Annotated in this window: 22 protein-coding genes; 17 read left to right on the top strand and 5 right to left on the bottom strand. The window is 49.4% G+C overall.

The window, feature by feature from the left end; genetic code table 11:
* Positions 1 to 211: 211 nt before the first annotated feature.
* The 4 genes from Q1B11_RS05900 to sthA all read left to right on the top strand — a co-directional run bounded on the left by Q1B11_RS05900 (position 212) and on the right by sthA (position 3,811).
* A complete protein-coding gene (locus Q1B11_RS05900) occupies positions 212 to 880 on the top strand; it encodes an XRE family transcriptional regulator (protein WP_299729072.1) in 669 nt (222 codons plus the stop codon).
* A 66-nt stretch (positions 881 to 946) separates the two neighbouring features.
* Positions 947 to 2,047, top strand: a complete 1,101-nt coding sequence (locus Q1B11_RS05895) for an FAD:protein FMN transferase (protein WP_299729069.1) — start codon at positions 947 to 949, stop codon at positions 2,045 to 2,047.
* Positions 2,048 to 2,061: 14 nt separating this feature from the next.
* A complete protein-coding gene (gene nqrM / locus Q1B11_RS05890; RefSeq protein WP_067521393.1) occupies positions 2,062 to 2,295 on the top strand; it encodes a (Na+)-NQR maturation NqrM in 234 nt (77 codons plus the stop codon).
* Positions 2,296 to 2,416: 121 nt separating this feature from the next.
* Complete coding sequence (gene sthA / locus Q1B11_RS05885) at positions 2,417 to 3,811, top strand: Si-specific NAD(P)(+) transhydrogenase (protein WP_067520957.1); 1,395 nt, start codon at positions 2,417 to 2,419, stop codon at positions 3,809 to 3,811.
* Positions 3,812 to 3,854: 43 nt separating this feature from the next.
* Here the strand turns inward: sthA and Q1B11_RS05880 are convergent, their stop codons facing one another.
* Complete coding sequence (locus tag Q1B11_RS05880) at positions 3,855 to 4,157, bottom strand: hypothetical protein (RefSeq protein WP_299729060.1); 303 nt, start codon at positions 4,155 to 4,157, stop codon at positions 3,855 to 3,857.
* Positions 4,158 to 4,186: 29 nt separating this feature from the next.
* Positions 4,187 to 4,720 (bottom strand): DUF2062 domain-containing protein, encoded by a 534-nt coding sequence (locus Q1B11_RS05875; RefSeq protein WP_299729057.1) that lies wholly within the window; start codon positions 4,718 to 4,720, stop codon positions 4,187 to 4,189.
* A 297-nt stretch (positions 4,721 to 5,017) separates the two neighbouring features.
* On the opposite strand from Q1B11_RS05875, the gene Q1B11_RS05870 reads away from it, so the two are divergent.
* The 8 genes from Q1B11_RS05870 (at position 5,018) to murB (ending at position 12,122) form a co-directional block, all read left to right on the top strand.
* Positions 5,018 to 7,315, top strand: a complete 2,298-nt coding sequence (locus Q1B11_RS05870; protein WP_299729054.1) for a DNA internalization-related competence protein ComEC/Rec2 — start codon at positions 5,018 to 5,020, stop codon at positions 7,313 to 7,315.
* 108 nt (positions 7,316 to 7,423) lie between these two features.
* A complete protein-coding gene (locus Q1B11_RS05865; protein ID WP_299729051.1) occupies positions 7,424 to 8,065 on the top strand; it encodes a MotA/TolQ/ExbB proton channel family protein in 642 nt (213 codons plus the stop codon).
* Positions 8,062 to 8,490 carry a biopolymer transporter ExbD gene (locus Q1B11_RS05860; RefSeq protein WP_299729047.1) on the top strand — a complete coding sequence of 143 codons (429 nt, stop codon included), beginning with the start codon at positions 8,062 to 8,064 and terminating at the stop codon, positions 8,488 to 8,490. The genes Q1B11_RS05865 and Q1B11_RS05860 overlap by 4 nt, the downstream gene beginning before the upstream one ends.
* Entirely contained in the window at positions 8,487 to 9,527 is a 1,041-nt protein-coding gene (gene lpxK, locus Q1B11_RS05855; protein WP_299729044.1) for a tetraacyldisaccharide 4'-kinase, read from the top strand. Before Q1B11_RS05860 ends, lpxK begins: the two co-directional genes overlap by 4 nt.
* A gap of 6 nt (positions 9,528 to 9,533) precedes the next feature.
* Positions 9,534 to 9,725: a Trm112 family protein gene (locus Q1B11_RS05850; RefSeq protein WP_299729041.1), complete on the top strand. Its 192-nt coding sequence runs from the start codon at positions 9,534 to 9,536 to the stop codon at positions 9,723 to 9,725.
* On the top strand, positions 9,725 to 10,507 hold the full coding sequence (gene kdsB / locus Q1B11_RS05845; protein WP_299729038.1) for a 3-deoxy-manno-octulosonate cytidylyltransferase: 783 nt from the start codon (positions 9,725 to 9,727) through the stop codon (positions 10,505 to 10,507). The genes Q1B11_RS05850 and kdsB overlap by 1 nt, the downstream gene beginning before the upstream one ends.
* Before the next feature lie 30 nt (positions 10,508 to 10,537).
* Entirely contained in the window at positions 10,538 to 11,008 is a 471-nt protein-coding gene (locus Q1B11_RS05840) for a low molecular weight protein-tyrosine-phosphatase (protein WP_299729034.1), read from the top strand.
* Positions 11,009 to 11,090: 82 nt separating this feature from the next.
* Positions 11,091 to 12,122: a UDP-N-acetylmuramate dehydrogenase gene (gene murB / locus Q1B11_RS05835; RefSeq protein ID WP_299729031.1), complete on the top strand. Its 1,032-nt coding sequence runs from the start codon at positions 11,091 to 11,093 to the stop codon at positions 12,120 to 12,122.
* Between the two features lie 85 nt (positions 12,123 to 12,207).
* Here the strand turns inward: murB and Q1B11_RS05830 are convergent, their stop codons facing one another.
* Together Q1B11_RS05830 and rne are read right to left on the bottom strand one after the other, a co-directional pair.
* Entirely contained in the window at positions 12,208 to 12,552 is a 345-nt protein-coding gene (locus Q1B11_RS05830) for a hypothetical protein (protein ID WP_299729028.1), read from the bottom strand.
* 197 nt (positions 12,553 to 12,749) lie between these two features.
* A complete protein-coding gene (gene rne, locus Q1B11_RS05825) occupies positions 12,750 to 15,947 on the bottom strand; it encodes a ribonuclease E (protein WP_299729025.1) in 3,198 nt (1,065 codons plus the stop codon).
* Positions 15,948 to 16,792: 845 nt separating this feature from the next.
* On the opposite strand from rne, the gene rluC reads away from it, so the two are divergent.
* Positions 16,793 to 17,923: a 23S rRNA pseudouridine(955/2504/2580) synthase RluC gene (gene rluC / locus Q1B11_RS05820; RefSeq protein ID WP_299729022.1), complete on the top strand. Its 1,131-nt coding sequence runs from the start codon at positions 16,793 to 16,795 to the stop codon at positions 17,921 to 17,923.
* Between the two features lie 22 nt (positions 17,924 to 17,945).
* Positions 17,946 to 18,929, top strand: coding sequence for a S49 family peptidase (locus tag Q1B11_RS05815; RefSeq protein ID WP_299729019.1), 984 nt, complete (start codon positions 17,946 to 17,948; stop codon positions 18,927 to 18,929).
* Between the two features lie 36 nt (positions 18,930 to 18,965).
* Here Q1B11_RS05815 and Q1B11_RS05810 read toward each other — a convergent pair whose 3' ends face one another.
* Complete coding sequence (locus tag Q1B11_RS05810; protein WP_299729016.1) at positions 18,966 to 19,547, bottom strand: Maf family protein; 582 nt, start codon at positions 19,545 to 19,547, stop codon at positions 18,966 to 18,968.
* Positions 19,548 to 19,742: 195 nt separating this feature from the next.
* On the opposite strand from Q1B11_RS05810, the gene Q1B11_RS05805 reads away from it, so the two are divergent.
* Genes Q1B11_RS05805 through plsX form a run of 3 tightly spaced genes read left to right on the top strand, consistent with a single transcriptional unit; the run spans position 19,743 to position 21,586 of the window.
* The gene (locus Q1B11_RS05805; protein WP_299729012.1) at positions 19,743 to 20,300 is read left to right on the top strand and encodes a YceD family protein; all 558 of its coding nucleotides are present in this window, start codon (positions 19,743 to 19,745) and stop codon (positions 20,298 to 20,300) included.
* A 45-nt stretch (positions 20,301 to 20,345) separates the two neighbouring features.
* Positions 20,346 to 20,519: a 50S ribosomal protein L32 gene (gene rpmF, locus Q1B11_RS05800; RefSeq protein WP_067521010.1), complete on the top strand. Its 174-nt coding sequence runs from the start codon at positions 20,346 to 20,348 to the stop codon at positions 20,517 to 20,519.
* Positions 20,520 to 20,536: 17 nt separating this feature from the next.
* On the top strand, positions 20,537 to 21,586 hold the full coding sequence (gene plsX / locus Q1B11_RS05795) for a phosphate acyltransferase PlsX (protein WP_299729004.1): 1,050 nt from the start codon (positions 20,537 to 20,539) through the stop codon (positions 21,584 to 21,586).
* Positions 21,587 to 21,801: the final 215 nt, after the last annotated feature.

Below are 21,801 nucleotides of genomic sequence, written 5' to 3'. Positions count from 1 at the left end.
ACGGTTATATGCGGCAGATTTATTTAGAAGGATTTGTTATATCTGCTGGTGCTGCGTTTGTGTTTCCTTATAAAAAGCGTAACAAGAGCCAATGGTTGCTTCAATAGAAAAGTTTCCAATAAGAAACAAAGTCTCACATTGAGTGCTTCCTGCTGATTGTAGTGTATTATGGATTTCTCGCTGTGTGATGCGAATGGAACAGGGGCAGGGTATGGCAGAGTCAACGGAATTTCTCAAACAAAATCAATATAATAAGCCATCAGTCGTGATTAATAGACGGGTTGGGGTGGATCACCCTGGTGAGGGGAAACCTGAGTCAAAAGTCACGCCGCTTGAGCTGGGCAAGCGAGTGAGAGACATTCGTTTAAGCCAGAGTTTAACCTTGGAAGAAGCCAGTTTGAAAACCGGGTTGGCTCGCTCGACCCTGTCAAAAATTGAAAATGAGCAAATATCCCCCACCTTTGCGGCAGTGACCAAGCTGGTGGATGGGCTTGGGGTTGATTTGCCGCAGCTTTTTTCCCCGGCACCGGAAAACAGTGGTGCAGGCGGCCGTCGTGATATCACCCGAAAGGGTGAGGGTAAGATTCATCCAACCACCACTTACGAACATGAGCTGCTGGCGACTGAGCTCTCTGGGAAGAGAATAATTCCTTATCGAACCACGGTGAAAGCCCGTTCTTTCGATGAATACGGTGAATGGGTTCGACACGATGGGGAAGAGTTTTTGCTGGTGCTTTCAGGCAGCCTCGAACTCTATACGGAACATTATCAGCCCGTAGAGCTGTTTGAGGGGGACAGTGTTTATTACGATGCCCAGATGGGGCATGCCCTGGTATCGACCAGTGAATCCGATGCGGTCATTCTCTGGGTAACCGCTTGAATCCCTGATGAAAATAGTGGCTTTAGGTGGTAGAATTCTCCGGCTTTTTACCGGGAGGTTGTTCGCTTGCTGTCACACTCACTGAAACGATATGTGTTCCCGGCCGTAGTACTGGTTATTGCGGTGCTGGCTGTACTGGGAACCCGCCCAAGGCTTAACAGCTTTCAGGGGCAGATCATGGGGACAACCTATAACGTCAGTTATGTGTCTGACCTGTTCAGCCATCCGGTGGATGACATTTCGAAAAAAGTCCATGCTGCGCTGGTGGATGTGGATCAGAGAATGTCCACCTATAAACCCGATTCAGAATTGATGCAGTTCAACCGTTCGGAAGTTGGGCAGCCTTTTAAGGTATCGCCGGATCTGGTTGATTTGATTGTTCAGGCGAAAGCCATTTCGGTGATGTCTGATGGTGAGTATGACGTCACCATCGGCCCGCTGGTTAATCTCTGGGGGTTTGGGCCTTCCGGAGACGTATTGGATCAGACAGAAACGGTTAAAGATGCCATTAATTCTACACAGTTCCAGGCGTGGGTAAGAACTCAGTATGGCGAGCTTCCCAGTGAAAACGCTATTAATGAAGCACTGGCAACGGTGGGTTACCAGCATCTTGTAGCCAATACGCAGGATTCAACGTTAACCCGCGAGTTACCACTGTTTGTGGATTTAAGCTCAATTGCCAAAGGTTATGGGGTCGACAAGGCGGCTGAAACACTTCGTAAAGAAGGGATTGATGACTATTTGGTGGAAGTGGGTGGAGAGGTTGCCGTCCACGGTATGAAACCCAATGGTCTGCCCTGGCGGCTGGCAGTGATTGGGCCGGAAATGGGCAAAAACGGGGTTTCTGCCCTGGTGGAGCCCGGCGATAAATCGCTGGCAACTTCCGGTGATTATTTGAATTTTTTTGAAGTGGATGGTCAGCGCTATTCACATACGATTAACCCGTTAACGGGCTGGCCAGAAGCCAAGCGAGTGGCGGAAGTGGCGGTCATTGCAGACACCACAGCCCGGGCCGACGCTCTGGCGACCATGTTTATGGTGCTAGGGGATGAAAAAGGCCTCGAACTGGCGAACCAACTGGGTATTGCAGCCCGTTTTGCCTATTATACGGGTGAAGGATTTGAAACCGTGACCAGTGAGGCGTTCAAGCCTTATCTGGTCCACTAATGGAGGAATCAGCAATGACGATGATGCTGATTACATTCGGCGTATTTTTAACCCTGATTGCTGCCATGTCGGTGGGAGTGATTTTTGCCAACAAACCCATCAAAGGTTCTTGCGGTGGTTTAAGCACGCTTGGCTTGAAAGACGGTTGTGTTATTTGTGGAGGCGGCGATAAAACCGATCCACTGTCTGAAATGAATGAAGACCTGTTTTATGACGCCTCAGCCGCGGGCGATAAAACCAAAGCGTAAAACCAAAGCGTAAAAAATTGTTCAGCACAAAAGAATGCAGTCCGGAATAAAAGACGCCTTATGGATTTTTCATCAAGGCGTTGGCCAATAAAGCTGATAATCAGCCGGGGGAATCCAATGTATGGGTGTCAATAAATACGACCTGGTCATTCTTGGGTCAGGGCCAGCAGGTGAAGGGGCGGCGATGAACGCCGTCAAGCTGGGCAAAAAAGTGGCTGTGGTTGAGCAGTATAATTTTGTCGGTGGTGGTTGTACTCACCTTGGCACCATTCCTTCCAAAGCGCTTCGCCATTCCGTTAAACAGATCATGGATTTCAACACTAACCCCATGTTTCGGGAGATTGGTGACCCGCGCTGGTTCAGTTTCCCAAAAGTATTGAAGCGGGCGGAGTCGGTGATTCAGAAACAGGTGCAGTCTCGCACCATGTATTATGCCCGCAACCGGATCGATCTTTATTTTGGTCGTGGTGTCTTTCTGGATGAGCATGTTCTGGAGGTCACTGAGTCTAACGGCAATACTGAAAAACTCTATGGTGCCAATTTTCTGATTGCCACCGGTTCTCGACCTTACCATCCACCGGGTGTGGATTTTCATCATCCGCGAGTCTTTGATAGCGATACTATTCTTGAGCTGTCGTCTACACCGCGGCGCATGATTATTTACGGAGCTGGTGTTATTGGTTCCGAGTACGCATCCATTTTCTCCGGCCTTGGTGTGCTGGTGGATCTGGTGGATACGCGGGAACGGTTGTTGTCGTTCCTTGATAAAGAAATTTCCGATGCGCTGGGTTATCAGCTGCGGAAAATGAACGTGATTATCCGTCACAATGAAGAATTCCAGAAACTGGAAACCTTGGATGACGGTGTTGTGTTGCACCTGAAATCGGGCAAAAAGCTGAAAGCAGATATGCTGCTCTGGGCCAACGGCCGAACCGGCAATACTCAGGCCATGGGGCTGGAAATGCTTGGCTTGAACCCCGATGGTCGAGGTCAGTTAGCGGTAAACGAAAGCTATCAAACGGCACTGCCTCATATTTATGCGGCGGGGGATGTGGTTGGCTGGCCAAGCCTTGCCAGTGCAGCATACGACCAAGGACGTTCAGCAGCTGCCCACTTGTGTGGCAGTCAAGACTGGCACTTTGTCAATGAGGTGCCCACGGGGATCTATACCATTCCTGAGATCAGTTCGCTTGGTAAAACGGAAGAAGAGTTAACGGCAGATGCGGTGCCTTACGAAGTCGGTAAAGCGTTTTTCTCCCGGTTAGCCCGGGCGCAAATCACCGGCGAAGTGGTGGGTATGCTGAAGATTCTCTTTCATCGGGATACTTTGGAAGTGCTGGGCATTCACTGCTTTGGTGACCAGGCTTCTGAGATTGTGCACATCGGCCAGGCCGTTATGCGACAGAAAGGCGATGCCAATTCGTTGCGCTATTTTCTGAATACCACATTCAACTATCCGACCATGGCAGAAGCTTATCGTGTGGCCTCGCTGGATGGTTTGAATCGTTTATTTTAAGCCCAATCATCACCGGAGAGCTTTCTCCGGTGGCTTTTAAAGATTAGTTATTCTGCATGTACTGGCTTGGGTCGATGTAAATGCCCAGGGAGCGTTTATCAATACGTTTCTCTTTCTTCTCGGTTTTTCCCACTTCCTGGTATCTGAACACCACGGTATCCCCGACGCCAACGTCGAGTTTGCTGTCAGCGGATAAGTACTTAAATTCGTCGCCAGCAACGGTCAGGGTGTGGATGTAATAGTCCGGCATACCTAACCAGTCACTGTGTGGCCCCTCACTGTTGACCGCTTCAAGCAGGCCACGGCCTTCCAGCTTAGGCTGGCGCTTTTGAAAGTTTCTTTGCATAGGACTTTTCTCAGGATGAGTGTGTGCGGTTAGTTGGTTTGATTGGATCTTGAACGGCGTTTGTTGCGTTGACGCCAGTTAACAATCACATTCCAGCGCCAGGCAATCCGAATCATCGTGTAGCTAATAAAGCCAAGAACGACACCGGAGACCGCAGATCCAAGATAAAGCGGCTTCCAGATCCTCGCCAACCCTGAACCAAGCCCCTGCAGGGTGAGTTCAAAGGAAGACTCGCTCACCGGTACCTGAAGGATAAGACAGCCTATTTTATAAGTAAAATAGAATATGGCGGGCATGGTCAGAGGGTTTGTGATCCAGACCAGGGCAACAGAGAGTGGTAAGTTACAACGAAACAAAATGGCCAGACAGGCCGCCAGTACCATTTGAAATGGCATGGGAATAAAGGCAACAAAGATGCCTACAAAAAAAGCAGTTGCAGCGGATCGACGATTCAGTTGCCAAAGGTTTGCGTTGTGAAGCGCGCTGCCCAGAAACCGGAGGTAACGGTTTTCTTTAATCGTATGGGGTTCGGGCAAATACCTTTGAATCAGTTTTTTCGCCATGGGTTACCAATTGGGTTACATCATAAAATCAGACTGGAATGCTATGACTTTAGATCATGGTCGATGAAAGTTACCAATTTTCTTCCAACGCTTGATCAATCATTTCAGGCACTGCCAGACAGGCAAATCCATTCACTTCAACTAAGCTTGCATCTTTATCGACCCCATCAAAAAGAATTTACAGGGTCAGGCGGCGATAAGTTTTCCGCAACTGTGTGCGGGAACTTTGTGCGGGAGCTCACGCTTTAAGCAAAGCCAAAGTCGGCAATTATGCACTGAAAGAACTATCAACACCACGTGGAAAATACATCCTTTACGTTTAATACAACCTGCGGTGCTTTGGTTACGAGTATCGCGTTGATGGTTGCTTCTATTGCGATCGACGGATCTGAGTGGTCGATGGTGCTGATGTTGCTATCAATGCTCGGAATAGTGGTGCTCGTTCGTCGTTATCTGCGTGCTTTATTCCCCTACTGCTTTATGGCGCTGGCAGGTTGTGTGATCGCCGTTGTTGCGATTAAGCACTTTCAACAAACACATATTCATCCAATTCCTGGGGGAGATCTTGAATTGATCGGGGAGGTTGTCAGTGCGCCATTGCAGCGTGGAGAATCCACCCGGTTTGATTTTGAGGCGAATAAGGGTGTTGCAAGGGATGAGTTTATCGGAAGGGTCAGGCTCAGTTGGTATGATGCGCCGGCGTTGCAGGTGGGGCAGCGTTGGTCTTTGGTCGTTCGGCTCAGAGAGCCCCATGGTTTTGCCAGTGCCGGTGCTTTTGATTATGAGGCGTGGTTGGTTCGTGAGGGAGTTCATGGCGTCGGTTATGTTCGCGAAGCGACGTTGTTGGGCGAAAGTGAGTATTGGGGGTATCGGTTTCAGCAATTAAAACAGAGGTTAAAGCATTGGTTGGTTACTGAGTTGTCAGAAGATGTCTCAGGTGTTTTTTCGGCACTGCTGCTTGGCGATAAATCGGGCGTGCCCTCTGATCTCTGGGATTTGTATAACCGGACAGGCACGACGCATCTGTTGGTAATCTCCGGATTGCATATTGGATTAATGGCATGGCTTGGTTTTAACCTGGCGTCACTGTTGGCAATATCGGGCATGCTTCCGTTAAAGCGCATTCCGCTGATTTGGTTTAAATCGTTTTTTGGTATTGGTCTGGCCATGGTTTATGCGCTGCTGGCCGGTTTTAGCATTCCTGTGCAGCGGGCGTTGGTGATGACGGTGGTTGCCTTGCTCTCCTGCTGTTTTGGATTAAGGGCTTCATTGATAACGTTATGGGTGTTTGCGCTCACAATTGTACTTATGCTGGACACGTTGGCGTTTACCAGTGTCGGGTTCTGGTATTCGTTTATTGCGGTGGCGGCATTGTGCATTGGTTTATCCGGCAGGCCGGGCATTCCCTCTAAGTGGCAACGAATACTGAAGCCTCAGTGGCTGGTGTTTGTGGTGCTGCTTCCTTTATTGCTTACGAATGGGCAATCGGTTTCTTTGCTGTCTCCTCTGGTGAATTTAATAGCGATTCCGGTGGTGGGTGTGGTGATTGTTCCGTCACTGTTGTTAGCTGGAGGTCTGTTTATATTTGTGCCAGATATCGCTACTCAGATAATTCATTTTTCTGGAGCGCTATTAGAATTTTTGCATCAGTTTTTGCAATGGATAGATCATTGGCGTTTGTTAATTCCACCAAGACCAACCGTGCAAACCGCAGAAATGGTTCTGGCGATGTTGGGTGTGTTGTTACTGATACTGCCAGCAGCTTTGAGGCTTCGCTGGCTTTCTGTATTTATGTTGTTGCCACTGATATTCACCCGCGAGCGAATTCCGGAATATGGCGTCGCTGAAGTATCGGTATTGGATGTCGGGCAGGGTCTGGCCGTGGTGATCAGAACGAATCAACACGTCATGGTCTACGATACTGGTGATCGATTTTCGGAAAGCTTTACGGCTGCAGACAGTGTGATGATTCCGCTATTAAATCGCCTCGGTGTGCGAACTCTCGATAAGGTGATGATTTCCCATGGCGATCGTGATCATGCTGGCGGCGTTGGTGCGTTGATTCAACGGTACGGTGAATTTGATTTGATCGCTGGTTCAGAGTTGCCTGCCTATAACAACAAAGCCAGAGCATGCGGCAAGGGTGAAACATGGAGTTGGGATGGTGTTGAGTTTCAGGTACTTTCCGGTGGTAATCAACGGCGCAGCAACGATGCATCCTGTGTGCTGAAAGTCACTGCCGGCGATAAAAGCATGTTATTGCCGGGGGATATCAGTCATCGAATTGAACGACAGCTGATGGATGAAAGTTATGAATGGTTGAAATCGGATGTATTGCTCGCTGCGCATCATGGTAGCCGCTATTCATCCGGAGATGGTTTTCTGGCGGCGGTGAAGCCAGAGGCGGTTATTTTTTCCGCCGGCTTTGCCAATCGATTTAATCATCCCTCGCCGGAAACCGTCAGTCGGGCAGTGGCGGCTGGAGCGAATACGTTCAATACTGCTGAAGATGGGACGCTGAGCTTTCATTTGAGTACTGATTCATTGATCATCTCCGCCTATCGAAAAACACACGATCGTTACTGGTGGCGATAATGGCGTCGCAAAAATGGTACTGAAGTATGTTTTTGTTGCTTAAACGGTGCAGATCTCTGTGATAAAGTCATGCCGTAATTATGATTCTTCACTTTAAGGGAAATAACTGTGTTCGAACTGGTGAAATCCGGCGGTTGGTTGATGTTGCCTATCCTGCTGTCTTCAGTCATTGCCATGGCCATTATTTTCGAGCGCCTCTGGACCCTCAGGCCTTCACGCATCACGCCCAAAAATACCTTGTCGACGGTCTGGAAGTGGATCAAGAACAATAATCTCAGCAGCAAAAAACTGGAGCAGCTGAAAGAAGGTTCACCGTTGGGTGAAATTCTGGCCGCTGGCTTGAGTAATGCCGGCAGTGGTCGTGAGATCATGAAAGAGAGTATTGAAGAGCAGGCCGGTAAGGTTGTTCATGACCTTGAAAAGTATCTGAACACTTTGGGTACCGTAGCTGCCATTGCGCCACTATTGGGTTTGCTGGGTACGGTTATCGGTATGATCGATGTGTTTACCGTGATTATGCTGGAAGGTACGGGTAATGCCGGTGTTCTGGCTGGCGGTATTTCCAAGGCGCTGATTACCACGGCAGCCGGTTTGACTGTGGCGATTCCAGCCCTGATTTTCCATCGTTACTTTACCCGCCGTATTGATGAACTGGTGGTGAGTATGGAACAGGATGCCATCAAACTGGTCGAAGTGATGCAGGGCGATCGCAAAGACGCCGGTTACAAAAGTCATGAGGTTCGGAAATGAATTTCCGTCGACAGATGAACCAGCAGGAGGTTTCCATCAATCTGACGCCTCTGATTGATGTGGTTTTCCTGTTGCTGATTTTCTTTATGGTATCCACCACGTTTACCAAAGAAACCCATCTGGCCATCGATTTACCGCAATCCAGCGGTGAGCAGCGGGCAGAGCGTCCACAGCAAATTGAAATCACCATCAGCAAAGCCGGTGATTTTGCGGTGGCGGGGCAAAGCCTGGTTAATGGTCAGCTGGAAACATTGAAAAACGCCCTGAGCAAAGTCAGTGATGGCGATAGCCAGTTACCCCTGATTATTACTGCGGATGCTAACACACCGTATCAATCGGTCGTGACGGCAATGGATGCGGCGGGGCAGCTCGGGTTTGTCAACCTGAGTATGACAACCCGCAAAGAGTCTGAGTCTGATCAGTGAGCCTTCGACAACGCTTCAATCAATCGGTGATTGATTCCTGGTATAACCCAGGCGGTGGCTGGACGCTCTGGCTTAAGCCGCTGAGCTCTATTTTCTCGATGCTGGCGGAGTATAGAAAGCATCGCTATCTCGACAGCGTGAGATGGACGCCGCCAGTGCCCGTGATTGTGGTGGGAAACATCACTGTGGGCGGTACCGGGAAAACGCCGGTGGTCTCTGCGCTGATTCACCTGTTGAAAGAGCAGGGTTATCGACCCGGCATTATCAGTCGTGGATACGGCACTGAGCATCAAGAAGATTCCGTGGTGGTGACGGTTGATTCAGATCCTGCCATGGTGGGAGATGAGCCGGTCATGCTGGCAAAGCTGCAAGTGCCATTGGTGGTGGATTCTGATCGGGTTCGTGGGGCAAAACATCTTTGCACGCATTTCGATTGTGATGTCATGGTCGCTGATGATGGTTTGCAGCACTATAATCTTCAGCGGCATATAGAACTGGCGGTTTTGGATGGTCAGCGTTTGCTGGGTAACGGTTTTTGTTTACCTGTAGGTCCTTTAAGAGAGCCGCAAAGCCGATTAAATACTGTCGACTTTGTGCTTGTGAACCGTCCGGAAACTGTTTCCTGTGAAGTGTATGAGCAAAGGCTGGAACGGTCGGATTTGATTTGCTTTTCACTGGTACCTTCCCGGTTAAGGCGTGTGAGTGATGACCATGAGGGCGCAGCGTTCTCTGGTAGAGTGCATGCGGTGGCGGGTATTGGTAATCCGGATCGATTTTTCAGTACCTTGAAATCGCTTGGATACGATGTGATCCCGCACCCGTTTGCGGATCATCACGGTTTTACTGCAGAAGACTTAAATTTCGAAGATGATTTGCCGGTTATTATGACGGAAAAAGACGCGGTGAAGTGTCGCTCTTTTGCCGGTGATCATCATTGGTATTTGCCGGTGACCACTGAGTTGCCGGATGAGCTAATTGACTCGTTGTTGCAAATGATTGAAGCCCGTAAACCTATAGCGCCTGACAATAAAGGCTGAATAAATATGGACAAAACATTGTTTGAAATTCTGGCCTGCCCTTTGTGTAAGGGACAGGTTCGTATGGATAAAGAGCGTCAGGAACTGGTGTGCCGCCCTTGCGGCGTTGCATACCCTGTTCGTGATGGTATCCCGGTGATGCTGGAAGGGGAAGCCCGCACGCTTAGCGCAGAAGAGCGATTAAACGAGGCTTCCTGATGTCCCAGCTATCTACGGGTTTTACAGTAGTGATTCCCGCCCGTTTTGCGTCAACACGTTTGCCTGGTAAACCGTTGGCGGATATCTGCGGCAAACCGATGATACAGCACGTTTACGAGCGGGCTAAGCAGTCGGATGCTCAAAGGGTGATTATTGCCACGGACGACCAACGCATCCAGACGATTGCTGAAAGCTTTGGTGCTGAGGTGTGTATGACGTCGCCGGAGCATCCGTCAGGCACTGACCGTTTGCAGGAAGTGGCGGCGCACTATGGTATGGCGGATGATCATATCATTGTCAATGTTCAGGGCGATGAACCATTGATTCCGCCGGCGGTGATCAATCAGGTGGCTGAAAACTTAAGTGCAGCTCAGGAAGCAGGCGCCGCTACGTTGTCGAATCCGCTGAGTGATTTGGATCAGATCTTTGATCCTAACGTGGTCAAGGTGGTTGCTGATGCCAATGGTTATGGGATGTATTTCAGTCGTGCGCCGATTCCCTGGGCAAGAGACGCCTTCGCCGGTGAGCAGAAAACGCTCCCAGAAGGCGTGGACTTTCAAAGGCATATTGGCATTTATGCCTATCGAGTTGCTTTGCTGAATCGATATGTGACCTGGGGTGTGAGTCCCGTTGAGCAATTGGAATCTTTAGAGCAGCTTCGCTTGATGTGGAATGGTCACCGAATCCATGTGGCGCAGGCGGTTGAAACACCACCTCATGGTGTTGATACTGAGCAGGATTTGAACGCTGTGAGAGCCATACTCTCCAAGAGATCTGAATAAAGAGGGGTTGTAATATGAGTAGGAGGAGCCATGGTTAACGTTCTGTTTGTTTGTCTCGGTAATATTTGCCGATCACCAACAGCCCATGGCGTCTTCGCTCATCAGGTGGCCGAATCTGGGCTTTCATCTACCATCCGAGTGGATTCTGCGGGCACCAGCGGCTGGCATAACGGTGCAAAACCGGACAGCCGCTCCATGGCTTATGCTGCGCAGAATGGATACGATTTGTCGTTTATTCGTTCTCGTCAGGTGTCGGAAGATGATTTTATCCGGCAGGATTTAATTCTTGCCATGGATGCAGAAAATTTTGAAAATCTGAAATCTATCTGTCCCCCAAAGCATCTCCATAAGGTGAAGCTGTTTCTGAATTATGCGGATTTACCCGTTAATGAAGTACCAGACCCTTATTATGGTGGCGATGATGGTTTTCATCGCGTGTTAAACCTTGTGGAGCTCGGCGGCATCGCTTTGCTGGAGCACATCAAACAAGGGTTGGAGTGATTGTCTTTGATTTATTGCTTTGATTTATTACCTAGATTGTTGAACCTTACGTTATCCAATTACTGTCGTTTTTAAGGCTTACATGACTTTGCCGGTTACCATTCACCAGAATTACTCACTGATTCACCAGAACACCCTTGGGCTTCCGTCCATTGCCCGATATTACGCAGAAGTGAATACGGTTGAAGGATTGCAGGAAGCCCTTACTTTTGCCAAAGAAAATGGCTTGGTCATTCTTCCGCTGGGAGGTGGCAGTAATGTGGTTTTGGGTGATGTACTTGATGCATTGGTGATTCACATTAACTTGAAAGGCCTGTCAGTTGTTCGTCGTGATGAGCGACAGGTGACTGTCACTGCCCAGGCTGGCGAAAACTGGCATGAGTTTGTGCTCTGGACCATTCATCAAGAGGCCTACGGTCTTGAAAATCTATCACTGATTCCGGGTTGTGTTGGAGCGGCACCGATTCAGAATATTGGTGCCTACGGTGTTGAGATAAAAGATTATTTTGTCTCCCTCGATGCGGTCAATATTTCTACTGGAAACGTAGAGCAATTCGATAACCTTGATTGCTGTTTTGGCTACCGTGACTCAGTCTTCAAAGGTGAGAAAAAAGATCAATATATCATTATCTCTGTGACGTTTGCGCTGGATGCTGTACTGAGCCCCAGGTTGGGTTATGGGCAGCTTGCGGATAGTTTGTCGAAAGAGCATGGAGATTCAGTGCTGACAGCATTGCAAATCAGTCAGGCAGTGTGTGACATTCGACAGGAAAAATTGCCGGACCCAAAAACCATCGGAAATGCCGGAAGCTTTTTCAAAAATCCGGAAGTGGATCAGCAAACCATGGAGCGCCTGAAAAAGGAATATCCAGACATTGTTGCTTATCCAGTGGGTGAAAAGTGGAAACTGGCCGCTGGCTGGTTAATTGATCGCGCCGGATTGCGTGGTGTTCAACAGGGTAGTGTAGGGACTTACCAAAAGCAGGCGCTGGTGTTGATCAACCACGGTGGCGCAACCGGTTCGGATATTATGGCTTTTTCTCAATACGTTTTGGAAAAAGTGAAAAATCAGTTTGGGGTTGAGCTGGAAAGAGAGCCCAGGGTTTACCGTTGATCATTGGTTTCTATAAACAATGGGTTTCAGAGTCTTGAAGATCCTGAAACCTTTATGATTAATTTTCAATTCCCTGTCTTTTACATCATGAGATGATTTCTATCGGTCCATGATCATCACAATGGTCGCCATGTACATGGTGCAGGCGGCCATCCACCAGATAATCAAAATGATCCCCATGGGGTACGATTTCGTGCCCACAATCCGGTCCATGTTTGTGCCCATTTTGGTGGCAGGTTTTTAGCGGGCTGCACTCGGCAGGGTTGGTGGCGCTGACTTCAATGACGTGTTCGTCGTAGTGACCTTCATGGGGGTGATGCAAGTGGCCGTCATGGATGTAATCAATGTGGTCGTTATGTTTTATGGCTGTGTGACCACAGTCTTTCCCGTGGGTGTGTTCAGGATGTGAGTGAGTTTCATGTTTGCTCATTATCATGCTCTGTCTCATGAGATGGAGTATTTAACATATACAGTCATCTTCATATAAACAAATATTGATAATGAATATCGTTAAATGATGCGCTTGGAAATGGCTATAAGGAGTATGGATTTATTGTTTTTTAGATAAAGAAAAGCCGGGTAAGGTCACCCTTTCCCGGCTTTTTTGATGATTAAATCATCCGCTGTTTACAGATTGCTTTCTTCAGTGTGTGACGGTTCGGTCTTTTCACTGGTTTCAATATTGCTATCTGCTTTTGCTTCTGAGCTTTGCTCTGCCTGCTGAGCTTTGCGTCTTGCTCTTGGGTCGTTATGAGCGCGACTGCGGCGCCGGCGAGGCGCTTCTACAGCAGCAACCTCAACCGTGGTGGCTTCTACTTCAGCAGTCTCCGGCTTTGCTTCTGCAGATACTTCGGCAGGTGCAGGGTCAGCTAGAAGCTTAGGCAGAGAAGGTTCAGGTTGTCTCGCCGGTTTTGTCGCTCTTGGGGTTTCAGTCTTTGGCGCAACAGGTTCCGCCTTTTCAGCTTCAGGTTTAACCGTTGCTGTTTCTTCGTTTTGGTTCAGCGCCTTTACCAGCATTTCTTCTGCTTCGCTGGCGGTAACAGACGTCGCTGCTTCCTGCGGCTCAGGCGTTACTTCTTTCTTCTCAAACGGAGGAATTGAGTTGAACGAAGGTTTTTCCAGGTTGTGAGATGCCGCAACGGCTTTAGCCATTTCGGTCATTTGAGGGCGGCCATGGGATTTGGCTGGCTCAAACGCTTTTTCTGGCTGTTCGTCGCGCTGGTTCGTGTCGGTTGGATTTCCGGCAGGCTGATCAGCATGAGTCGCAGGTGTTTCACTGGTGGCCGGTGTTTCTTCAGAAGCGGCTGCTTCTTGTACTGGCGCTGGATTTTTCTGCTCTTCTCTCTGACGACGCGGGTCGTTTTTAATGCGACGTGAGCGGCGTGGTCTTTGAGCGTCTTCAGTTTTTTCTACTGTTGTTTCCCGAGTTGTTTCCTGAGTCGCTTCAGCGGTTACTGTTTCTGCTTTTTCTTCAGAAGCGGCAGGTGTTGGCTGCTTAACTTCTGGAGCGTTTGCTTCCGCAATGACCGGTGCTGATTCAACAGCGGCAGGCTTTGTTGCGTTTTCCTGAGCAATTTCAGTCGGCTGCTGTTCTTGCTTGGCAGTGACCTCGGTAGCGACTTCTTCTTTAACAGGCGCCTGAGGTGCTGCTGTTCTGCTATTTTCTGGTAGCAATGGCTGCAGCTGCGGCTCGCCCTGAGGCTGACGCTGGGATTGACGATTGTTGCGACGACGTGGTGCAGAGTTTGGGCGACGGCGACGATCACCGTTCTGTTCAGTCTCCTGATCCTGCTGACGATCCAGGTTGTTGTCCAGATCCTGATTGTCTGTTTTCTCCCGCGGACGACGCTCCTGTTTCTCGAAGCGGTTGTCAGTGCGATTGTCGGAACGATTGTCGCGATCAGAGCGTTCTTTCTGATTGCGAGGTTTACGATCTTTCTGATTGCGCTCACGGTTTTCGCGGTTATCACGACTCTCGTTGTTGCGAGTCTCATTGCGATTGTCGTTACGACCATCGCGACGTTGTGCATCGGAGCGTGGTTTTTTGTTGCGGTTCTGGTTTCTGTCCTGATTTCTATCATTGCCGCGACGATTTCCAGACTGCTGGCCAGAGCGTTCACGCTGGGCTGGTTTTTCGTCGTTATCAGAACTGAACAGGTTGCCAATGGATTTCAGCAGGCCGCCAATAAAGCCGGGCTTGGCTTCGGCTTGCTTAACCGGCGCTGGTTGAGCGGGGGCAACGTTACGAACGGCAGCTTGTGGTCTCTGGACTTGAGGCTTGGAGGCTGTGGTGTATTCTTCCACCGCTGCTTCTTCGTTTTCCAGAATGATTTCGTAGCTGCTACCAACTTCCTGAGGGTTATCGTCACGCAGACGCTGAACATCGTAATGAGGTGTTTCCAGATTGGCATTTGGAATCACGACAATGCGAGCGTTATTGCGCTTTTCGATTTTGGCAATGTTTTTGCGTTTTTCGTTGAGCAGGAATGCAGCAACAGAAACCGGTACCTGGGCACGGATTTCAGAGGTCTTGTCTTTCATAGCCTCCTCTTCCATTAAGCGCAGGATGGAAAGAGCCAGAGATTCGATATCCCGGATGGTGCCTTGACCAGAGCATCGTGGGCAAACGACACCACTGGTTTCACCCAGAGATGGCCGCAGGCGCTGACGGGACATTTCCAGCAAACCAAAGCGGGAAATACGACCGGTTTGCACCCGGGCGCGATCCACCGACAGTGCTTGGCGAATGCGGTTTTCCACTTCGCGCTGGTTGCGGTTGTTGCTCATATCGATAAAGTCGATAACGATCAGGCCGCCGATATCACGCAGACGCAGCTGGCGAGCGATTTCGTCCGCCGCTTCCAGATTGGTGTTGAAGGCGGTTTCTTCGATATCACCACCACGGGTTGCCCGGGCAGAGTTGATGTCGATGGAAACCAATGCTTCTGTTGGATCGATAACAATGGAGCCGCCTGAAGGCAGTTTTACTTCACGCTGGAACGCCGTTTCGATCTGGCTTTCAATCTGGAAGCGGTTAAACATGGGCACGGTGTCACGATACAGCTTCAGCTTATTCTGATACTGCGGCATGACCTGATTAACGAAGTCCAGAGCTTCTTCGTAGACAGCCGTTTTATCGATGAGCACTTCGCCGATGTCCTGGCGCAGGTAGTCACGGATCGCGCGGATAATGACGTTGCTTTCTTGATACAACAGAGCTGGAGCCTGACTTTTGCCGGAGGCTTCTTTGATGGAGTTCCAGAGGTGTAGGAGGTAATCCAAATCCCATTGAAGATCTTCGGCGGAGCGTCCAAGGCCAGCGGTACGGACAATAACACCCATTTCGGAAGGGATGTCCAGCTTGCTCATGGCTTCACGAAGCTCGGCACGCTCATCGCCTTCAATGCGGCGGGAAATACCGCCGGCACGAGGGTTGTTTGGCATCAATACCAGATAGCGGCCGGCAAGACTGACCAGTGTGGTGAGAGCCGCGCCTTTATTGCCGCGTTCTTCCTTGTCCACCTGGACAATGACTTCAGTGCCTTCTTTGATGACATCTTTGATGTTCGGGCGGCCGCCACTGTGACCCGTAAAGTACTCACGGGAGATTTCTTTCAGGGGGAGGAAGCCATGACGCTCTGCGCCGAAGTCAACAAACGCTGCTTCGAGGCTGGGCTCAACACGGGTGATTTTGGCTTTATAGATGTTGGCTTTCTTCTGTTCGCGGGCTCCGGATTCAATATCCAGATCGAACAGGCGCTGCCCATCAACGAGTGCAACTCTCAGCTCTTCTTGCTGGGTCGCATTGATTAACATTCTCTTCATAGAGTTCCAAATTGCTAATGGCTACTCTAATCAGTCAGAGTTGTTTGTACGTTTGGCTTTCCGGTGCATCCTTTACGGGCAGGCAGCGCATTATTCATGCGAGTCAGGCCTGGCTTTCTGGCAGAGCGTCAGACCGGGGAGTGTTTAGCCTCGGCGGTCGGTCGGTCTTTTGTGCACCGGGTTTCCTTCGGTGTTTTACAAACTCTTTTGTTGCCTGCGTTAACAGGCCGAATGCCGTGTGTTTCAGGCGGTTCGGCTGCTGCGCTCATTGGCTGGCAGTCGGTTTTGTAATAAGCCGAATCTGCTGCTTGTAGCGTAATCATCCGCGGTATTGTCTGACGGATGTTTTGCAGGAGGAGGTTGCATAAATCAGGCGCCCTCTTGGCTGACTGCCGATAAACTCTGGGCAGTTCAGACCGTATACTGGCATATGACCTGTTCGCTTGTCCTCGACCCATTAACGGGCACGCAACCACTGATTAAATGTGGCACTGTTTATTTATCGCGACCATTGTCGCGGTCTTTCGTTCTTCAATACCCACGTTCAGAGACCGGTGCATTGTTGTTCAGCAAGGGTGTCTAACGTGAAATATGCCTGAATATGTCTTGCTGATAATGTACAACCCTTCACAGTATATCGGGTAATACGAACATCATCAGTCTATTCTTCGGACCGGTTGAAAGGAATTTAAGTGGAATCCACTCTTGTTGCGTCTTTCCAGTCTTACTCAGGCGTAGTAAATCGTGCTGTCTTCTCGGTAGTTAGCAAGACAGTCTTGCAACTATATCAGTAAACTATGAGTGCTTCAAACCGTTGAAAGCTGGTAGTATTCGGCTAGTTGCTCATGGTATGTGAGAAGGCATTGGAAGGTATTAATAGTGTTGTGGATAATCGATTGAAGCAAAGACGTAATGTGAAACGCTCCGGCTCTGCCGGTACAAAATCTCAACGTGTGCAGGCGCGTCGGCCAGAAACCGTGCGTGAAAATATCGTGCGTGCGAAAAAAGCAGCGCCTGCGGAAGTGGTTGAGGTTGTGCCCACGGTTCAATGGTTGGATATTGATGACGACACCGCTGGCCAGCGCATTGATAACTTTTTACTGCGGATTCTCAAAGGCGTCCCGAAAACCCGCATTTACCGCATTCTTCGTAAGGGTGAAGTGCGGGTCAATAAAAAACGCATTACCGCGGATTATCGTTTGCAGTCTGGGGATGTGGTTCGGGTGCCGCCGGTTCGGGTAGCTGAAGCCAATGCGCCAGTCAGACCGTCTGGCAATGTGATTGAACAGCTTGAGCAAGCAGTGCTGTATGAAGATGAATTGTTGCTGATTATCAACAAACCCTCTGGCCTTGCGGTGCACGGCGGCAGTGGTCTTTCTTACGGTGTGATTGAAGCGTTGCGGCAGTTGCGCCCCGATAATAAAACCCTTGAGTTGGTGCATCGATTGGATCGTGATACCTCTGGCTGTCTGGTGATTGCCAAGCGCCGCAGTATGCTGAGGCATATTCACAACCAGCTGCAGCAACGAGATAAAGTGGAAAAACTGTATCAGGCGCTGGTGATCGGCAAATGGCCGACCAGAAAGCAGTTGGTTAATGCGCCGTTACAGAAGAATGTGTTGCAATCCGGTGAGCGGATGGTGCGAGTGCATGTAGATGGTAAAAAGTCTCGCACCGCGTTCCGTGTTCTGGAACGATATCCCAATATGACATTGGTTGAGGCGTACCCAATTACTGGTCGAACCCATCAGATTCGTGTTCACTGTTTGCATGCGGGTCACGCCATTGCTGGTGATGATAAATACGCGCTGGACGAAGATAATCAACGATTTAAGGCGTTTGGTTTGAATCGCCTGTTCCTCCATGCGGCCAGTATTCAGTTTGAGTTACTGGATGGAAAGACGTTGAAGGTAGAAGCGCCGCTACCGAAAGAATTGCAGGATGTCTTAACAACATTAAAGCAATCCAGTCATTAATGACCATAAGTTAGGAGTGAGTATGCAGGATAACTGGCAAGAGCCTTCAGCGGATGAAAAGCAGCCGGAAAATGATCGTGCCTGGGGGTTGGTAGAAACGCTGGCAAAAGGCGCGTTGCTGGAGCAGCGGCGAGCCCGCCGCTGGGGGATCTTTTTCAAGTGCCTGACCTTCGGCTGGTTGTTTTTCTCCGTGGCGGTCTTTTATAAGGCGACGAATATTGCGGACGCTGAAGTGTCCTCCAGCAGTGGAGAGCACACGGCTCTGGTGGATATTGATGGCCAGATTGGTGGTGGCGAAGTAGAGGCGGATGCGGTGATTACCGGCCTGCGCTCAGCTTTTGAGGATGAAAACACCAAAGCTGTGATTCTGCGGATTAATAGTCCCGGTGGTAGTCCGGTTCAATCTGGCTATATCTATGACGAAATCCGCCGGCTTCGTGATATCCATGAAGAGATTCCGCTCTATGCCGTGATTATGGATATTGGAGCGTCCGGAGGTTATTACATTGCTGCGGCAGCGGATGAAATCTATGCGGATAAAGCCAGTCTGGTCGGCTCTATTGGTGTTATTTCTGCGGGTTTTGGCTTTGTCGGCACTATGGAAAAGCTAGGCGTTACCCGACGTGTTTATCATGCGGGTGAGGATAAAGCGTTTCTGGACCCGTTCCAGCCTGTTGATAAAGAGTCTGCTGCCAAGTGGCAGGTTCAGTTGAACACCATTCATCAGCAATTTATTGAGGTGGTTAAAGCTGGGCGTGGTGATCGACTGCAAGATTCTCCAGATATTTTCTCCGGCATGGTTTGGTCAGGTGAGCAGGCAGAAAAGCTTGGCTTGATCGATGGGTTGGGCAGTGCGGGTTATGTGGCTCGGGAAGTGATTGGTGAAGAAGAAATCGTCGATTATACTTTCCGCCTAAGCCCTCTTGAAAAATTTGCCCGTGATTTTGGTGCGGGTGTCAGTTCCACCTTTGTTGAAGCGATGGATGGCGGGCTTCAATTAATGTAACCCTTTAAAGGCTTCCAATCGGAAGCCTTTTTCTTGTCAGTTTCCTAAAGAGAAGATTCCTTCGTTTATCAGCATATTGGTTAGCGCAATCAAAGGTAGGCCGATCAGACTGTTAGGATCATCTCCACTCATTTTTTCAAACAATGTCACCCCAAGTCCTTCGCATTTGAAGCTACCGGCGCAATCCAGCGGGCTTTCTGCATCTATATAGTAAGTGATTTGTGATGGGGTGAGTTGTCGAAACCAGACGGAATACTCGATGCACTCCAGTTGGAATTGTCCGCTGGCGGTGTTTAGAAGGCAAAGACCTGTATAAAAGGTCACTTGTTTTCCGCTGCAGCTTGAGAGTTGTGCAATGGCTTTTTCACGAGTGCCGGGTTTGCCCAGGATCTTATCATGCAGTGAGGCGGCCTGGTCTGATGCGATGATCAGAGTGTTTGGGTGCTCATTGGTCAGTGCTTGTGCTTTTTCCAGCGAGAGGCGTGTCGCCAGCTGCTGGGCGGTTTCATGGCTTAGTGGTGTTTCATTAATGTCGGGTGATTGTTGTTGGAAGGTCAGGTTTAATCGCTCAAGCAGCTGTTTGCGATAGAGTGAGCTGGAGGCTAAGAGGATCTTCATGGTTATATCGTGGTCCGGATGTGAAGGATGCGAAGGGTGCGATGCTTTCTACATAACCCGGATTCGGTCTTTTTCGTGATCCGGGAGAGTTTTGTGTAAAGTACGGTCTTGTATGAAGATTATCACGGTGTTGTTTGAAATCCGATGCAAAGGGTGTTTGACAGTCAGTGTTCATCCCCCTATGATTGCGCGCTTATGTTATCAGGGCAATTACCCAAAACTTTTGACCCCCGTAAATTGGCGCGTCAAGGGTTGCAGTTTGAAGGTACACTGGCACTCAATAAATTTGAGCAGCTGGTGGCCAGCCTCGCTGATGATCAGGGTGAGGTGAAGATTTCTCTTCATTTCTATATGAGTGAAGACCATCGGGTGGTTTTGCAGGGGCATGTTGAAGCAAATCTGAAATTGATTTGCCAGCGGTGTCTCGATTTAGCAGAGCTGCCTGTGCGTGTTGATCTCAACCTGATGGGTGTACTGACGGATGAGCAGGCAAAAATGTTGCCGGAGGAATTTGAACCCTTGATGCTCCAAGAGGAGCCGATGGAGTTGATCCCTCTGCTAGAGGAAGAGCTTTTATTAAGTCTTCCTATTGTGGCCTATCATCCACCTGAGGCCTGTCAGGTTCAGCAGAGTTACACTACTGAGTCTGATGAAGAGTTACGGGATTCTGATGCACAAGCAGAAGAAGAGCGTAAACGCCGTAACCCATTCAGTGTTCTGGCTGGTTTGAAAAAAGACATCGAACCGGAATAGATTCAGATAGAAACTTCTGGTTATAGAATAGAGGAGAGTTGACACATGGCTGTTCAACAAAATCGTAAAACCCGTTCCAAGCGTGACATGCGCCGTTCCCACGACAGTCTGACTGCTGGCCAGTTGTCTGTTGATGCGACTTCCGGTGAAACTCACCGTCGTCATCACATGACTGCTGACGGTTTCTACCGTGGTCGTAAAGTGCTGGAAGGCAAATAATCTGAGTGATTTTGTCGATGCCAGGACGGTCACCCAATTCAGGGCAGGCAGCTCCAGGACGGAGAATATCGCTTGATATCATGAGCGGGGACGAAAGTCCCCGTTCTCGTATCCGGGCGGCGCTTCGTGCATTGGATGCTTATTCAGATCTTCATCTCATTCTGGTGGGTAATCAAAAACTGATTACAGAACACCTGTCTTCTGCTTCTTTCGATCAATCAAGACTCCATATTGTTCATGCTGAGAAAACCATTGGTATGGATGATAAGCCTTCGGCTGCCTTACGAGGTCGTGAGGGCAGTTCCATGTGGCTGGCGCTTGAGCAAGTGGCAGATAGTCATGCGGCGGCCTGTGTCAGCTCTGGTAATACCGGTGCGTTGATGGCAATGGGTCGCTTTGCCTTGAAAACCTTTGTGGGTATTGATCGTCCTGCTATTGCTGCGGCAGTTCCCTGTAAAGGTGGGAGTGCGCTGCTGCTGGATATGGGGGCGAATGTGGATTGCTCGGCAACCAACCTTTATCAGTTTGCTGTGATGGGCTCGCAGTTAGTCGCTTCGGTCAACGAGTTAGATGCCCCGAGAGTGGGTTTGCTCAATGTTGGTACGGAAGACATTAAAGGCAATGAGCAGGTTCGTCTGGCGGATCGCTTGTTAAAGGAAGATGGCCGGCTGAACTACATCGGTTATATCGAAGGTCACGATGTCTTTGCTGGTAAGGCGGATGTGGTGGTTTGCGACGGCTTTGTTGGTAATGTCACTCTGAAGACTGGTGAGGGTGTGGCCAGCCTGATTCGAGATACGTTACTGGATGCCTTTCAACAGACGCTCTGGCGTCGCTTTCTTGCTCTGATTGTTGCGCCGGTATTGCGCAAGGTTTACCGCAGTATTGATCCGGTGGTTTATAACGGCGCCAGTTTTCTTGGGTTGCAGGGTATTGTGGTAAAAAGCCATGGCCATTCCGATGAAGAAGGGTTTTATCGGGCAATTCAGGAGGCGGTTCGTGAGGTGGATAGTGATGTTGCCGGGCGGCTTTCAGAAGAAGTTGAGTCCATGCTTAAAGGCGACTAATTGATAAAACAATCGATAAATTAGTACGATTGTTTTCCTGATTTTGCCATCGGAAACATAATTTTACTTACCTTGTTGTCTGTTTTTTCTATAATTGCCCCGATTTTCTAAGGAAGCGTAGTTCTGCGCAGGCATAATTCATGAATTATTTCGGAATATGCTGTTGTGCTCTGGCTCGCTTTGACTCCGGTAGAATTGTGGGCTTTGTTGTTGAT

It is taken from the genome of uncultured Endozoicomonas sp. (genome assembly GCF_947495845.1).
In the GTDB taxonomy this organism is placed as follows: domain Bacteria; phylum Pseudomonadota; class Gammaproteobacteria; order Pseudomonadales; family Endozoicomonadaceae; genus Endozoicomonas.
The sequence above is the reverse complement of the archived record's forward strand: the minus strand, read 5'-3'. Positions and strand labels throughout refer to the sequence as shown.

Bases quoted from the DNA above. Each gene is read 5' to 3' on its own strand.
- Q1B11_RS05900 (WP_299729072.1), top strand. From the start codon at position 212: ATGGCAGAGTCAACGGAATTTCTCAAACAAAATCAATATAATAAGCCA.
- nqrM (WP_067521393.1), top strand. From the start codon at position 2,062: ATGACGATGATGCTGATTACATTCGGCGTATTTTTAACCCTGATTGCT.
- sthA (WP_067520957.1), top strand. From the start codon at position 2,417: ATGGGTGTCAATAAATACGACCTGGTCATTCTTGGGTCAGGGCCAGCA.
- Q1B11_RS05880 (WP_299729060.1), bottom strand. From the start codon at position 4,157: ATGCAAAGAAACTTTCAAAAGCGCCAGCCTAAGCTGGAAGGCCGTGGC.
- Q1B11_RS05875 (WP_299729057.1), bottom strand. From the start codon at position 4,720: ATGGCGAAAAAACTGATTCAAAGGTATTTGCCCGAACCCCATACGATT.
- Q1B11_RS05860 (WP_299729047.1), top strand. From the start codon at position 8,062: ATGAATTTCCGTCGACAGATGAACCAGCAGGAGGTTTCCATCAATCTG.
- Q1B11_RS05850 (WP_299729041.1), top strand. From the start codon at position 9,534: ATGGACAAAACATTGTTTGAAATTCTGGCCTGCCCTTTGTGTAAGGGA.
- kdsB (WP_299729038.1), top strand. From the start codon at position 9,725: ATGTCCCAGCTATCTACGGGTTTTACAGTAGTGATTCCCGCCCGTTTT.
- Q1B11_RS05840 (WP_299729034.1), top strand. From the start codon at position 10,538: ATGGTTAACGTTCTGTTTGTTTGTCTCGGTAATATTTGCCGATCACCA.
- murB (WP_299729031.1), top strand. From the start codon at position 11,091: ATGACTTTGCCGGTTACCATTCACCAGAATTACTCACTGATTCACCAG.
- Q1B11_RS05830 (WP_299729028.1), bottom strand. From the start codon at position 12,552: ATGAGCAAACATGAAACTCACTCACATCCTGAACACACCCACGGGAAA.
- rne (WP_299729025.1), bottom strand. From the start codon at position 15,947: ATGAAGAGAATGTTAATCAATGCGACCCAGCAAGAAGAGCTGAGAGTT.
- rluC (WP_299729022.1), top strand. From the start codon at position 16,793: ATGGTATGTGAGAAGGCATTGGAAGGTATTAATAGTGTTGTGGATAAT.
- Q1B11_RS05815 (WP_299729019.1), top strand. From the start codon at position 17,946: ATGCAGGATAACTGGCAAGAGCCTTCAGCGGATGAAAAGCAGCCGGAA.
- Q1B11_RS05810 (WP_299729016.1), bottom strand. From the start codon at position 19,547: ATGAAGATCCTCTTAGCCTCCAGCTCACTCTATCGCAAACAGCTGCTT.
- Q1B11_RS05805 (WP_299729012.1), top strand. From the start codon at position 19,743: ATGTTATCAGGGCAATTACCCAAAACTTTTGACCCCCGTAAATTGGCG.
- rpmF (WP_067521010.1), top strand. From the start codon at position 20,346: ATGGCTGTTCAACAAAATCGTAAAACCCGTTCCAAGCGTGACATGCGC.
- plsX (WP_299729004.1), top strand. From the start codon at position 20,537: ATGCCAGGACGGTCACCCAATTCAGGGCAGGCAGCTCCAGGACGGAGA.